The following is a 12,888-nucleotide window of genomic DNA, read 5'->3' as shown; positions in this document are numbered from 1 at the left end:
TCGGGTTATTCATCAGCAATGCTAGCTGGCGGCCAGTTTTCCAGGCGCATGCCCAGAGAAAGACCACGAGAAGCCAGCACATCTTTAATCTCAGTAAGAGATTTTTTGCCAAGGTTAGGCGTTTTAAGCAGCTCAACCTCGGTACGCTGTACCAGATCACCGATGTAGTGGATAGCTTCTGCCTTAAGGCAGTTAGCAGAGCGGACAGTCAATTCCAGATCGTCAACAGGGCGCAGCAAGATCGGATCGAATTCTGGTTTCTCTTCTTTCACTTCCGGCTGACGTACATCACGTAGGTCGACGAAAGCTTCCAGTTGTTCTGCCAGGATGGTAGCCGCACGGCGGATCGCTTCTTCAGGATCGATAGTGCCGTTGGTTTCCATTTCGATGACCAGCTTGTCCAGGTCGGTACGCTGTTCCACACGCGCTGCTTCAACATTGTAGGCAATACGCTCTACAGGGCTGTAGCAGGCGTCGACTAACAGACGACCGATTGGGCGCTCATCTTCTTCCGAATGAATTCGGGCAGAAGCCGGCACATAACCACGACCACGCTGAACTTTGATACGCATGCTGATAGCCGCGTTTTCGTCGGTCAGATGGCAGATCACATGCTGCGGCTTGACGATTTCGACATCACCATCATGGGTGATATCGGCTGCAGTCACAGGGCCAATGCCAGATTTATTCAGAGTAAGAATAACTTCATCTTTGCCCTGAACTCTTACCGCTAAACCTTTCAGGTTGAGCAGGATTTCCAGGATATCTTCCTGTACGCCCTCTTTGGTGCTGTACTCATGTAGTACACCATCAATTTCAACCTCGGTCACCGCGCAACCCGGCATTGATGAAAGCAGAATACGGCGCAGCGCGTTACCGAGAGTATGGCCAAAGCCACGCTCTAAAGGCTCAAGGGTCACCTTGGCGTGCGTCGAACTCACTTGCTCGATATCTACCAGGCGTGGTTTTAGAAACTCTGTCACAGAACCCTGCATTGTGTCCTCTCTTTGGTACTAAGCCTTACTTGGAGTAAAGCTCGACGATCAGGTGTTCGTTAATGTCCGCAGACAGATCGGTACGTTCAGGAATACGCTTGAACACACCTTCCATCTTAGTCGCATCAACTTCCAGCCAGGTTGGCTTTTCACGCTGTTCAGCCAGCTCCAGAGCGGCTTTCACGCGAGACTGCTTTTTGGCTTTCTCACGGATGCTAACAACGTCATTCGGAGTTACCTGATAAGAAGCGATGCTGACAACGCGGCCGTTTACCATGATAGATTTGTGGCTAACCAGCTGACGTGCTTCTGCACGAGTGGCACCAAAGCCCATACGGTAAACTACGTTATCCAGACGACCTTCAAGCAGAGCTAACAGGTTTTCACCCGTATTGCCTTTCAGACGAGCTGCTTCTTTATAATAGTTACGGAACTGACGCTCCAGCACGCCGTAGATACGACGAACTTTCTGCTTTTCACGCAACTGCACGCCATAATCAGACAGACGTGGCTTACGCGCACCGTGCTGACCAGGAGCTTGTTCAATCTTACACTTGGTATCAATCGCGCGAACGCCAGACTTGAGGAACAGGTCTGTGCCTTCACGACGGCTCAGCTTGAGCTTAGGACCCAAATATCTTGCCATTTTCTTTCTCCAACATTCCTAAAAAACGGGGCGTTATACGCGACGTTTTTTCGGCGGACGACAACCGTTGTGAGGGATCGGAGTCACATCAGTAATATTAGTGATGCGGAAACCAGCAGCGTTCAGAGCACGAATCGTTGATTCGCGGCCTGGACCAGGACCCTTAACCATAACTTCCAAGTTCTTAATACCGTAATCTTTCACGGCCTCTGCGCAACGCTCTGCAGCAACCTGCGCAGCGAACGGCGTAGACTTACGAGAACCACGGAAGCCGGAACCACCGGCTGTTGCCCAACCCAACGCATTACCCTGACGGTCGGTAATAGTAACGATGGTGTTGTTAAAAGACGCATGGACATGAGCCACGCCATCAGAGACTTGCTTTCTTACACGCTTGCGTGCACGAACTGGTGCCTTTGCCATTATTCAATCACCCCGATTATTTCTTGATCGGTTTACGCGGACCCTTACGGGTACGTGCGTTGGTCTTGGTACGCTGACCGCGCACTGGAAGACCACGACGATGACGCAAACCACGATAGCAACCAAGGTCCATAAGACGCTTGATGCTCAGGGTGACTTCACGACGCAGATCGCCTTCAACAACAAATTTCGCCACTGCTTCACGCAGAATGTCGATTTGCTCTTCAGACAGCTCACTGATCTTAACATTTTCGGCAATGCCCGTAGATGCACAGATGGACTGTGAACGGGTTTTACCGATACCGAAAATTGCAGTTAATGCGATAACGGTATGTTTATGATCAGGAATGTTAATGCCTGCTATACGGGCCACTATGCACTCCTATTTAATTACTTATGCGTCCCATGCCGAAAAGCCCGTTTTCAGGATACTCAAATGGAAACGCACAGACATACAAAAGATTGGCTGGCTAATCTAGCCAGCTCAACCCGACTTTGCAAGAAAAATATGCGATTAAATCAGCCTTGGCGCTGTTTATGCTTTGGCTCGGCACTACAAATCACACGCACAACACCGTCGCGACGAATGATTTTGCAGTTACGACATAATTTCTTGACGGAAGCACGAACTTTCATTTTTACTCTCCGTAACTTCTCAAGCGCCTGAATTAACGGCCATAGCCTTTCAGGTTTGCTTTCTTCAATGCAGACTCATACTGACTAGACATCATCAGAGTTTGCACTTGAGCCATAAAGTCCATGATGACAACCACTACGATCAGCAGGGATGTCCCGCCGAAGTAGAATGGAACTTTCATCGCATCACGCATGAACTCCGGGATCAGGCAGATAAAGGTAATGTACAGCGCACCGATTAAGGTCAGGCGAGTCATTACTTTATCGATATACTTCGCCGTCTGTTCTCCCGGACGAATACCTGGTACAAATGCACCAGACTTCTTCAGGTTATCTGCTGTTTCACGCGGGTTGAAAACCAACGCCGTGTAGAAGAAACAGAAGAAGATGATTGCAGTCGCATAGAGTAGCACATAAAGCGGCTGGCCAGGCTGTAATGACATAGAAATCGTCGTCAGCCAGTTCCAACCGGTACCGCCCCCGAACCAGGAAGCAATCGTTGCCGGGAACAGGATAATGCTGGAAGCAAAGATAGCAGGAATAACGCCGGCCATGTTCACTTTCAACGGTAAATGTGTACTCTGTGCAGCATAGACGCGACGGCCTTGCTGACGTTTCGCATAGTTCACCACAATGCGGCGTTGACCACGCTCAACGAAAACAACGAAGAAGGTCACTGCAAATACGAGAACTGCAACCAACAGTAACAGGAGGAAGTGCAGGTCGCCTTGCCGCGCTTGCTCGATGGTATGGCCAATGGCCGGCGGCAGACCCGCAACAATACCAGCAAAGATAATGATCGAGATGCCGTTGCCGATACCTCGTTCAGTAATCTGCTCGCCCAGCCACATCAGGAACATCGTCCCGGTAACCAGACTGACAACAGCGGTAAAGTAGAAAGCAAAGCCGGGATTTAACACCAGGCCCTGCATTCCAGGCATATTCGGCAGACCGGTAGCAATACCTACCGCCTGGAAAATACCTAATACCAGAGTACCGTAACGGGTGTACTGGCTAATCTTACGACGGCCAGCCTCCCCTTCTTTCTTAATTTCAGCTAACGCGGGATGAACCACCGTCAGCAGCTGGATAATAATAGAAGCCGAGATATACGGCATAATACCCAGAGCAAAGATAGAAGCACGGCTAAGAGCACCACCAGAGAACATGTTAAACATTTCAATGATGGTGCCGCGCTGTTGCTCAAGCAGTTTGGCAAGTACAGTGGCATCAATACCAGGAATTGGAATAAAAGAACCAATGCGGAAGACAATCAGCGCACCAATCACAAACAGAAGTCTGCGTTTTAGTTCACCAAAACCGCCTTTGGCACTTTGAAAATCTAATCCCGGTTGCTTAGCCATCTGCTACTTATTCCTCAATTTTACCGCCAGCAGCTTCGATTGCAGCACGAGCGCCTTTAGTGACACGCAGACCACGAATCGTTACCGGTGCAGCAACTTCGCCAGACAGGATCACTTTCGCGAACTCAATCTGAATACCGATAATATTAGCCGCTTTCAGCGTGTTCAGGTCGACGATACCGCTTTCAACTTTCGCCAGGTCAGACAGACGAACTTCTGCAGTGACCATTGCTTTGCGAGAGGTGAAACCGAATTTCGGCAGACGACGGTACAGCGGCATCTGGCCGCCTTCAAAACCACGACGTACGCCACCGCCAGAACGTGAGTTCTGACCTTTGTGACCGCGACCGCCGGTTTTGCCGAGACCAGAACCAATACCACGACCCAGACGTTTAGGCGCGTGTTTGGAGCCGTCGGCCGGAGACAGAGTATTTAAACGCATCTGTTACTCCTCCACTTTAACCATGTAGGAAATCGCGTTAACCATACCGCGTACAGCTGGCGTGTCTTCACGCTCTACGGTGTGGTTAATACGACGCAGACCCAGGCCAAGCAGTGTTGCCTTATGTTTAGGCAAACGACCGATCGAGCTGCGGGTTTGAGTAATCTTAATAGTCTTAGCCATGGTCATTACCCCAGAATGTCTTCAACGGATTTGCCACGCTTGGCAGCGACCATTTCTGGGGAATTCATGTTGGCCAGGCCATCCAGAGTTGCACGAACCACGTTGATCGGGTTGGTGGAACCGTAGGCTTTAGCCAGAACGTTATGAACCCCAGCAACTTCCAGAACGGCGCGCATTGCACCACCGGCGATAATACCGGTACCTTCTGAAGCTGGCTGCATGAACACGCGAGATCCTGTGTGCACGCCTTTAACCGGGTGCTGCAGGGTGCCGTTGTTCAGCGCGACATTGATCATATTGCGACGAGCTTTTTCCATCGCTTTCTGGATCGCTGCTGGAACTTCACGCGCTTTACCGTAACCAAAACCGATGCGACCATTACCATCACCAACAACAGTCAGAGCTGTGAAGGAGAAAATACGACCACCTTTTACGGTTTTAGATACGCGATTAACCGCGATCAGCTTTTCCTGCAGTTCGCCAGCTTGTTTTTCGATGTGTGCCATCTTACACCTCTACCTTAGAACTGTAGGCCAGCTTCACGGGCAGCATCTGCCAGTGCCTGGACACGACCATGATATTGGAAACCAGAACGGTCGAAAGAAACACCAGTGATGCCTTTTTCGATTGCGCGTTCAGCAACTGCTTTACCAACAGCAGCGGCAGCGTCTTTGTTTCCAGTGTACTTCAGTTGCTCACTGATTGCTTTTTCTACAGTAGAAGCGGCAACCAGGACTTCAGAACCGTTAGGTGCGATTACCTGTGCGTAAATATGACGCGGGGTACGATGTACCACCAGGCGAGTAGCACCCAGCTCCTTGAGCTTGCGACGTGCGCGGGTCGCACGACGGATACGAGCAGATTTCTTATCCATAGTGTTACCTTACTTCTTCTTAGCCTCTTTGGTACGCACGACTTCGTCGGCGTAACGAACACCCTTGCCTTTATAAGGCTCAGGACGACGGTAGGCGCGTAGATCGGCTGCTACCTGACCAATCAGCTGTTTATCAGCGCCTTTCAGCACGATTTCAGTCTGGGTTGGACATTCAGCAGTGATGCCCGCTGGCAGCGCGTGTTCAACGGGGTGAGAGAAGCCAAGAGCTAAACTCACTGCGTTGCCTTTCACGGCCGCACGATAACCTACACCAACCAGCTGCAGCTTCTTGGTGAAGCCTTCGGTAACACCGATAACCATAGCGTTCAGCAGAGCGCGAGAAGTACCTGCCTGCGCCCAACCATCCGCAAAACCTTCGCGCGGGGCGAAAGTCAGGGCGTTGTCAGCATGCTTAACTTCTACGGCATTGTTGAGCGTACGAGTCAGCTCGCCGTTTTTACCTTTAATCGAAATAACCTGACCGTTGAGTTTTACCTCTACGCCGGCAGGAATGACGACAGGTGCTTTAGCAACACGAGACATTTTTCCTCCGATTAAGCTACGTAGCAGATAATTTCGCCGCCAAGACCAGCCTGGCGCGCTGCACGATCGGTCATAACACCTTTGGAGGTAGAAACAACAGCGATACCCAGTCCAGCCATTACTTTTGGCAGTTCGTCTTTGCGTTTATAGATACGCAGACCTGGACGGCTTACACGCTGAATGCTTTCTACCACAGCCTTACCCTGGAAATACTTAAGAGTCAGTTCCAGTTCTGGCTTGGTGTCGCCTTCGACTTTAAATTCTTCAATATAGCCTTCTTCCTTCAGCACGTTGGCAATCGCCAATTTCAGCTTGGAGGAAGGCATGGTGACCGCTACTTTATTCGCGGATTGACCGTTACGGATACGGGTCAGCATATCCGCGATCGGATCTTGCATGCTCATCTGTCTTTACTCCCGTGATTCAATTGGTAATTACCAGCTAGCCTTTTTCAAGCCAGGTACTTCACCGCGCATGGCGGCTTCACGCAACTTGATACGGCTCAACCCGAATTTGCCCACATAACCATGTGGACGGCCAGTTTGGCGGCAGCGCTTGCGCTGACGGGACGGGCTGGAATCACGCGGCAGAGTTTGCAGCTTGAGAACGGCATTCCAACGATCTTCGTCGGACGAGTTCACGCTAGAAATGATCGCTTTCAGTTCCTCGCGTTTAGCGCGGTACTTATCAGCCAGTTTCACACGAACGACTTCGCGTGCTTTCATCGATTGCTTAGCCATCAGTAACCCTGCCTTACTTGCGGAACGGGAAGTTAAAAGCAGCCAACAGTGCGCGGCCTTCATCATCAGATTTCGCAGTAGTGGTGATGGTAATATCCATACCACGAACGCGGTCGACCTTGTCATAGTCGATTTCTGGGAAGATGATCTGCTCACGAACGCCCATGCTGTAGTTGCCACGGCCATCAAATGACTTAGCGGACAGGCCACGGAAGTCACGGATACGTGGAACAGCAATAGAAATCAGACGCTCAAAGAACTCCCACATGCGTTCGCCACGCAGAGTTACTTTACAGCCGATCGGATAGCCCTGACGGATTTTGAAGCCTGCAACTGACTTGCGTGCTTTGGTGATAAACGGCTTTTGACCGGAGATTGCTGCCAAATCGGCTGCTGCGTTATCCAGCAGTTTCTTGTCAGCGATCGCTTCACCCACACCCATATTCAGGGTGATCTTCTCGACCCGAGGGACTTGCATGACAGAATTGTAGCTAAACTCAGTCATGAGTTTTTTAACTACTTCGTCTTTGTAGTAATCATGCAGTTTCGCCATCGTACTACTCCAAATTACTTGATAGTTTCGCTGTTAGACTTGAAGAAACGGACTTTTTTGCCGTCTTCGAATCTAAAGCCTACACGGTCAGCCTTACCGGTTGCCGAGTTGAAGAGTGCAACGTTAGAAACCTGAATAGCCGCTTCTTTTTCAACGATGCCGCCTGGTTGGTTCAGGGCCGGAACCGGCTTCTGATGTTTTTTAACCAGGTTGATACCTTCAACAATGACCTTGCCAGAAGACAGGACATTTTTTACTTTACCGCGCTTACCTTTATCTTTGCCGGTCAGCACGATAACTTCGTCATCGCGACGGATTTTAGCTGCCATTTTTCGCTCCTTAGAGTACTTCTGGTGCCAGTGAGATAATTTTCATGAACTTTTCAGTACGAAGTTCACGAGTTACCGGCCCAAAAATACGCGTTCCGATAGGCTGCTCACTGTTATTGTTTAAAATAACGCATGCATTACCATCGAAGCGAATGACAGAACCGTCCGGGCGACGAACACCCTTCCTGGTGCGCACCACTACCGCCTTCAGCACATCACCCTTCTTAACCTTACCGCGAGGAATTGCTTCCTTGATGGTAATCTTGATGATGTCGCCTACGCCTGCGTAGCAACGGTGCGAGCCACCCAGAACCTTGATACACATTACGCGACGTGCACCGGAGTTGTCGGCGACGTTCAGCATAGTCTGTTCTTGGATCATTTTAGTGCTCCGCTAATGTCAACTACTACTTCGGGACCTGATTCAGGTCGTTTAATAGCCCCATAATTGAGGGCGCAGCATTATAACACTGCTTATCGACTATGGGTAGAAAAAATAAACGGCTCAGACGAGCCGTTTATCTTATTTTTTAGAGAAGCGGATTCTATTACAGAATCGCTTTCTCTACAACGCGAACCAGCGTCCAGGACTTCGTCTTGGACAGTGGGCGGCATTCGCGGATGATCACCACGTCGCCGATTCCACATTCGTTGTTCTCGTCGTGTACGTGCAATTTGGTCGTACGCTTGATGAACTTCCCGTAAATTGGGTGCTTCACGAAACGTTCGATAGCCACAACAATGGATTTCTCCATTTTGTCACTAGTCACGCGACCTTGCAGAGTACGGATTTTATCGGTCATTACGCACCCGCCTTCTCAGTCAGTAAAGTCTTAACGCGTGCAACATCACGACGCACCTGCTTCAACACATGAGTCTGTTGAAGCTGGCCGGATGCCGCCTGCATGCGCAGATTGAACTGCTCACGCAGCAGGTTAAGTAGCTCAGTGTTCAGCTCTTCAACGCTTTTTTCACGCAGCTCTGTTGCTTTCATTACATCACCGTCTTAGTTACAAAGGTGGTTTTGATAGGCAGTTTTGCTGCTGCCAGCTTGAATGCTTCACGGGCCAGCTCTTCCGTAACACCGTCCATTTCATACAGGACTTTACCTGGCTGGATCAAGGCAACCCAATACTCCACGTTACCTTTACCTTTACCCATACGCACTTCCAGCGGCTTCTCGGTAATTGGTTTGTCCGGGAATACTCGGATCCAAATTTTACCTTGACGCTTAACTGCACGGGTCATAGCACGACGTGCTGCTTCGATCTGACGAGCGGTCAGACGACCACGGCCAACAGCTTTCAGACCGAAAGTACCGAAGCTAACATCCGTACCCTGCGCGAGACCACGGTTGCGGCCTTTGTGCACTTTACGGAATTTTGTACGCTTTGGTTGTAACATCAGCGACTCTCCTTACTTACGGCCTTTACGCTGCTGCTTTTTAGGTTGAGCAGCCGGTTCCGGTTGTTCAACAGCAGCCATACCACCCAGGATCTCACCTTTGAAGATCCATACCTTAACGCCGATGACACCATAAGTGGTGTGCGCTTCAGAGGTGTTGTAGTCAATGTCTGCACGCAGAGTGTGCAATGGCACGCGGCCTTCACGGTACCATTCGGTACGCGCGATTTCTGCACCGCCCAGACGGCCACTAACTTCAACTTTGATCCCTTTCGCGCCCAGACGCATTGCGTTCTGTACCGCACGCTTCATAGCACGACGGAACATCACACGACGCTCCAGCTGTGAAGTGATGCTGTCAGCAACCAATTTAGCGTCCAGTTCCGGTTTACGGACTTCGGCGATATTGATCTGTGCAGGAACGCCAGCGATATCCGCGACGACCTTGCGCAGTTTTTCTACATCTTCACCTTTCTTACCGATCACGATGCCAGGACGAGCGGTGTGAATGGTCACACGGATGCTCTTAGCCGGACGCTCGATAACGATACGAGAAACGGATGCTTTAGCCAGTTCTTTAGTCAGGAACTGACGAACTTTAAAGTCGCTGTCCAGGTTGTCAGCGAATTCTTTGGTATTGGCGAACCAGGTAGAGTTCCAGGGTTTAACAATACCCAGGCGAATACCATTAGGATGTACTTTCTGACCCATTGCTAGTCTCCAGAGTCTCAGCGATCGGACACAACCACAGTAATGTGGCTGGTGCGCTTCAGGATGCGATCTGCACGACCTTTTGCACGCGGCATAATGCGCTTCATGCTTGGGCCTTCGTCTACGAAAATCTTCGTGACTTTCAGATCATCAATGTCAGCGCCATCGTTGTGTTCGGCGTTAGCAATGGCAGATTCCAGAACCTTCTTGACCAGTACAGCCGCTTTCTTATTGGTGTAGGTCAGAATGTCCAGAGCCTGCGACACTTTCTTACCGCGTACAAGATCCGCTACCAGGCGAACCTTCTGTGCAGAAGAACGAGCGTGGCGATGTTTAGCGATAGTTTCCATCTCTTCCTCCTGCCTTAGCGTTTCTTGGCTTTTTTATCAGCCGCGTGGCCGCGATAAGTACGAGTCGGAGCAAATTCACCCAGTTTGTGACCGACCATTTCGTCGGAAACAAAGACAGGAACGTGCTGACGACCATTATGGACAGCGATGGTCAAACCGATCATGTTAGGGAAGATCGTTGAACGACGGGACCAGGTGCGCAGTGGCTTCTTGTCTCCGCTTTCCAAAGCTTTCTCTACCTTCTTCAGCAAGTGCAGGTCAATAAAAGGACCTTTCTTGAGAGAACGTGGCATGGCTTATCCTCTAAAATTATTTGCTACGGCGACGTACGATAAACTTATCAGTACGCTTGTTGCTACGGGTCTTCTTACCTTTGGTCTGGAGGCCCCACGGGGATACCGGGTGCTTACCAAAGTTACGACCTTCACCACCACCGTGCGGGTGATCGACTGGGTTCATCGCAGTACCGCGAACGGTAGGACGAACACCACGCCAACGAGCGGCACCGGCTTTACCCAGAACGCGCAGCATGTGCTCTGCGTTACCGACTTCGCCCAGGGTTGCGCGGCAGTCAGATTCGACTTTGCGCATTTCACCTGAACGCAGACGCAAGGTGACGTAAGAACCTTCACGCGCCACGATCTGCACGTAAGTACCGGCTGAGCGAGCAATCTGACCGCCTTTGCCTGGTTTCATTTCTACGTTGTGCACGGTAGAACCGACTGGGATGTTACGCATCGGCAGGGTGTTACCCGCTTTGATCGCAGCATCAACGCCAGACTGAATCTGGTCGCCAGCTTTCAGGCCTTTAGGGGCCAGGATGTAACGGCGTTCACCGTCTTTGTACAGAACCAGTGCGATGTTCGCAGAGCGGTTCGGATCGTACTCAAGACGTTCAACGGTCGCTGGGATACCATCTTTGTTGCGTTTGAAGTCAACAATACGGTAAGCCTGCTTGTGACCACCACCGATATGACGGGTAGTGATACGACCATTGTTGTTACGGCCGCCAGATTTGCTGTTTTTTTCTACCAGCGGGGCAAATGGTTTGCCCTTGTGCAGCTCTGGGTTCACCACTTTAACTACGTGACGACGACCCGGAGATGTCGGTTTACATTTAACAATTGCCATTGTTCTTCTCCTCCGACTTACTCAGCGCCGCCTGCGAAGTCCAGATTCTGGCCTTCCTTCAGGGTGACGTAAGCTTTTTTCCAGTCGCTACGACGACCAATACGCTGTCCTTGACGCTTAGACTTGCCTTTAACCAGCAAAGTGTTCACGACTTCGACTTCCACTTCGAAAAGTTTCTGTACAGCGGCTTTGATTTCTGCTTTGGTCGCATCTTTCGCAACTTTGAGAACGATGGTGTTGGTTTTTTCCATCGCAGCAGATGCTTTTTCAGATACGTGCGGCGCGCGCAGTACTTTCAGCAGACGTTCTTCACGGATCATGCCAGCATCTCCTCAACTTGCTTAACTGCATCAGCAGTCATAACGACTTTGTCGAAGGCGATCAGGCTAACTGGGTCGATACCCGCTGCATCACGTACGTCAACCTTGTACAGGTTACGCGCGGCCAGGAACAGATTCTCTTGCAGTTCGCCGGTGATGATCAGCACGTCTTCCAGAGCCATGTCTTTCAGTTTCTCTACCAGCAGCTTAGTTTTAGGTGCTTCCAGAGAGAACTGCTCGACAACGATCAGACGATCTTGACGTACCAGTTCGGACAGGATGCTTTTCAGCGCGCCGCGGTACATCTTTTTGTTCACTTTTTGACTGTGGTCCTGAGGCTTCGCAGCGAAGGTTACACCACCTGAACGCCAGATTGGGCTCTTTGCAGAACCTGCACGCGCACGGCCGGTACCTTTCTGGCGCCAAGGCTTTTTGCCTGAACCAGTGACTTCAGCACGCGTCTTCTGAGCACGGGTACCCTGACGGGCACCTGCTGCATAAGCAACAACAACCTGGTGTACCAGCGCTTCGTTGAAATCACGACCGAAGGTAGTTTCGGAAACAGTCAGCGCGCTTTGCGCGTCTTTCAATACTAATTCCATTGCTATCCCCTTACGCCTTCACAGCTGGTTTAACGATAAGGTCGCTACCGGTAGCACCGGGAACTGCACCTTTAACCAGCAGCAGGTTGCGCTCAGCGTCAACGCGTACCACGTCCAGGCTCTGAACGGTGACACGTTCGTTACCCAGCTGGCCTGCCATTTTCTTGCCTTTGAACACTTTGCCCGGAGTCTGGTTCTGACCGATAGAACCCGGAACGCGGTGAGACAAGGAGTTACCGTGAGTCGCATCCTGAGTACGGAAATTCCAGCGCTTAACAGTACCGGCAAAACCTTTACCTTTAGATGTTCCAGTCACGTCAACTTTTTTCACGTCAGCGAAAATGTCAACATTAATGCTCTGACCTACGGTGAACTCTGCGCCTTCAGCAGTGCGGAATTCCCACAGACCACGGCCAGCTTCAACGCCAGCTTTAGCAAAGTGTCCTGCTGCAGGCTTAGTTACACGGTTAGCTTTTTTAGCACCGGTAGTTACCTGAATAGCAGTGTAACCGTCGTTTTCCAGGCCTTTGACCTGAGTAACGCGGTTTGCTTCAATTTCGATCACGGTTACCGGGATAGAGACGCCATCTTCTGTGAAGATACGGGTCATACCCACTTTTTTACCGACTAAACCAATCATTG

26 protein-coding genes are annotated in these 12,888 nt (G+C 50.6%); all 26 read right to left on the bottom strand.

Going from position 1 to position 12,888, the window contains the following annotated elements:
- Positions 1 to 5: 5 nt before the first annotated feature.
- A complete protein-coding gene (locus tag JGC47_RS01385) occupies positions 6 to 995 on the bottom strand; it encodes a DNA-directed RNA polymerase subunit alpha (RefSeq protein WP_002919219.1) in 990 nt (329 codons plus the stop codon).
- A gap of 25 nt (positions 996 to 1,020) precedes the next feature.
- Entirely contained in the window at positions 1,021 to 1,641 is a 621-nt protein-coding gene (gene rpsD, locus JGC47_RS01380) for a 30S ribosomal protein S4 (RefSeq protein ID WP_004160561.1), read from the bottom strand.
- A 33-nt stretch (positions 1,642 to 1,674) separates the two neighbouring features.
- Positions 1,675 to 2,064 carry a 30S ribosomal protein S11 gene (rpsK, locus tag JGC47_RS01375; RefSeq protein ID WP_004160563.1) on the bottom strand — a complete coding sequence of 130 codons (390 nt, stop codon included), beginning with the start codon at positions 2,062 to 2,064 and terminating at the stop codon, positions 1,675 to 1,677.
- 16 nt (positions 2,065 to 2,080) lie between these two features.
- Positions 2,081 to 2,437: a 30S ribosomal protein S13 gene (gene rpsM / locus JGC47_RS01370; RefSeq protein WP_004160565.1), complete on the bottom strand. Its 357-nt coding sequence runs from the start codon at positions 2,435 to 2,437 to the stop codon at positions 2,081 to 2,083.
- 146 nt (positions 2,438 to 2,583) lie between these two features.
- Complete coding sequence (rpmJ, locus tag JGC47_RS01365; protein ID WP_004160566.1) at positions 2,584 to 2,700, bottom strand: 50S ribosomal protein L36; 117 nt, start codon at positions 2,698 to 2,700, stop codon at positions 2,584 to 2,586.
- Between the two features lie 32 nt (positions 2,701 to 2,732).
- Entirely contained in the window at positions 2,733 to 4,064 is a 1,332-nt protein-coding gene (secY, locus tag JGC47_RS01360) for a preprotein translocase subunit SecY (protein ID WP_004160567.1), read from the bottom strand.
- A 7-nt stretch (positions 4,065 to 4,071) separates the two neighbouring features.
- Positions 4,072 to 4,506, bottom strand: a complete 435-nt coding sequence (gene rplO / locus JGC47_RS01355; RefSeq protein ID WP_004160568.1) for a 50S ribosomal protein L15 — start codon at positions 4,504 to 4,506, stop codon at positions 4,072 to 4,074.
- A 3-nt stretch (positions 4,507 to 4,509) separates the two neighbouring features.
- Positions 4,510 to 4,689 carry a 50S ribosomal protein L30 gene (gene rpmD / locus JGC47_RS01350; RefSeq protein ID WP_004160569.1) on the bottom strand — a complete coding sequence of 60 codons (180 nt, stop codon included), beginning with the start codon at positions 4,687 to 4,689 and terminating at the stop codon, positions 4,510 to 4,512.
- A 5-nt stretch (positions 4,690 to 4,694) separates the two neighbouring features.
- Positions 4,695 to 5,195, bottom strand: coding sequence for a 30S ribosomal protein S5 (rpsE, locus tag JGC47_RS01345; RefSeq protein ID WP_004160571.1), 501 nt, complete (start codon positions 5,193 to 5,195; stop codon positions 4,695 to 4,697).
- Between the two features lie 14 nt (positions 5,196 to 5,209).
- Entirely contained in the window at positions 5,210 to 5,563 is a 354-nt protein-coding gene (gene rplR / locus JGC47_RS01340; RefSeq protein WP_004160572.1) for a 50S ribosomal protein L18, read from the bottom strand.
- A gap of 9 nt (positions 5,564 to 5,572) precedes the next feature.
- The gene (gene rplF, locus JGC47_RS01335; protein WP_004160574.1) at positions 5,573 to 6,106 is read right to left on the bottom strand and encodes a 50S ribosomal protein L6; all 534 of its coding nucleotides are present in this window, start codon (positions 6,104 to 6,106) and stop codon (positions 5,573 to 5,575) included.
- A gap of 11 nt (positions 6,107 to 6,117) precedes the next feature.
- The gene (rpsH, locus tag JGC47_RS01330) at positions 6,118 to 6,510 is read right to left on the bottom strand and encodes a 30S ribosomal protein S8 (RefSeq protein WP_004160576.1); all 393 of its coding nucleotides are present in this window, start codon (positions 6,508 to 6,510) and stop codon (positions 6,118 to 6,120) included.
- Positions 6,511 to 6,540: 30 nt separating this feature from the next.
- Entirely contained in the window at positions 6,541 to 6,846 is a 306-nt protein-coding gene (gene rpsN / locus JGC47_RS01325; protein ID WP_004160578.1) for a 30S ribosomal protein S14, read from the bottom strand.
- 13 nt (positions 6,847 to 6,859) lie between these two features.
- Positions 6,860 to 7,399 carry a 50S ribosomal protein L5 gene (gene rplE / locus JGC47_RS01320; RefSeq protein ID WP_004160580.1) on the bottom strand — a complete coding sequence of 180 codons (540 nt, stop codon included), beginning with the start codon at positions 7,397 to 7,399 and terminating at the stop codon, positions 6,860 to 6,862.
- Positions 7,400 to 7,413: 14 nt separating this feature from the next.
- Positions 7,414 to 7,728: a 50S ribosomal protein L24 gene (rplX, locus tag JGC47_RS01315; protein WP_004160582.1), complete on the bottom strand. Its 315-nt coding sequence runs from the start codon at positions 7,726 to 7,728 to the stop codon at positions 7,414 to 7,416.
- 10 nt (positions 7,729 to 7,738) lie between these two features.
- Positions 7,739 to 8,110 carry a 50S ribosomal protein L14 gene (gene rplN / locus JGC47_RS01310; protein WP_004164855.1) on the bottom strand — a complete coding sequence of 124 codons (372 nt, stop codon included), beginning with the start codon at positions 8,108 to 8,110 and terminating at the stop codon, positions 7,739 to 7,741.
- Positions 8,111 to 8,276: 166 nt separating this feature from the next.
- Positions 8,277 to 8,531 (bottom strand): 30S ribosomal protein S17, encoded by a 255-nt coding sequence (gene rpsQ / locus JGC47_RS01305; protein WP_004160584.1) that lies wholly within the window; start codon positions 8,529 to 8,531, stop codon positions 8,277 to 8,279.
- Entirely contained in the window at positions 8,531 to 8,722 is a 192-nt protein-coding gene (rpmC, locus tag JGC47_RS01300) for a 50S ribosomal protein L29 (RefSeq protein ID WP_004160585.1), read from the bottom strand. The genes rpsQ and rpmC overlap by 1 nt, the downstream gene beginning before the upstream one ends.
- Positions 8,722 to 9,132: a 50S ribosomal protein L16 gene (gene rplP / locus JGC47_RS01295; RefSeq protein ID WP_004160587.1), complete on the bottom strand. Its 411-nt coding sequence runs from the start codon at positions 9,130 to 9,132 to the stop codon at positions 8,722 to 8,724. Before rplP ends, rpmC begins: the two co-directional genes overlap by 1 nt.
- A 12-nt stretch (positions 9,133 to 9,144) precedes the next feature.
- Entirely contained in the window at positions 9,145 to 9,843 is a 699-nt protein-coding gene (gene rpsC, locus JGC47_RS01290) for a 30S ribosomal protein S3 (RefSeq protein ID WP_002919766.1), read from the bottom strand.
- Between the two features lie 17 nt (positions 9,844 to 9,860).
- Positions 9,861 to 10,193, bottom strand: a complete 333-nt coding sequence (rplV, locus tag JGC47_RS01285) for a 50S ribosomal protein L22 (protein WP_000447532.1) — start codon at positions 10,191 to 10,193, stop codon at positions 9,861 to 9,863.
- Between the two features lie 14 nt (positions 10,194 to 10,207).
- On the bottom strand, positions 10,208 to 10,486 hold the full coding sequence (rpsS, locus tag JGC47_RS01280; protein WP_004160590.1) for a 30S ribosomal protein S19: 279 nt from the start codon (positions 10,484 to 10,486) through the stop codon (positions 10,208 to 10,210).
- Between the two features lie 16 nt (positions 10,487 to 10,502).
- Positions 10,503 to 11,324 (bottom strand): 50S ribosomal protein L2, encoded by an 822-nt coding sequence (gene rplB, locus JGC47_RS01275; RefSeq protein WP_004160592.1) that lies wholly within the window; start codon positions 11,322 to 11,324, stop codon positions 10,503 to 10,505.
- Between the two features lie 17 nt (positions 11,325 to 11,341).
- A complete protein-coding gene (gene rplW / locus JGC47_RS01270) occupies positions 11,342 to 11,644 on the bottom strand; it encodes a 50S ribosomal protein L23 (protein WP_004160593.1) in 303 nt (100 codons plus the stop codon).
- On the bottom strand, positions 11,641 to 12,246 hold the full coding sequence (gene rplD / locus JGC47_RS01265; protein ID WP_004160594.1) for a 50S ribosomal protein L4: 606 nt from the start codon (positions 12,244 to 12,246) through the stop codon (positions 11,641 to 11,643). The genes rplW and rplD overlap by 4 nt, the downstream gene beginning before the upstream one ends.
- 10 nt (positions 12,247 to 12,256) lie before the next feature.
- Positions 12,257 to 12,886, bottom strand: a complete 630-nt coding sequence (rplC, locus tag JGC47_RS01260) for a 50S ribosomal protein L3 (RefSeq protein ID WP_004160595.1) — start codon at positions 12,884 to 12,886, stop codon at positions 12,257 to 12,259.
- Between the last annotated feature and the right edge of the window lie 2 nt (positions 12,887 to 12,888).

Source organism: Erwinia amylovora (assembly GCF_017161565.1).
Lineage (GTDB): Bacteria > Pseudomonadota > Gammaproteobacteria > Enterobacterales > Enterobacteriaceae > Erwinia > Erwinia amylovora.
This window is presented reverse-complemented; position numbering and strand designations above follow the sequence as displayed.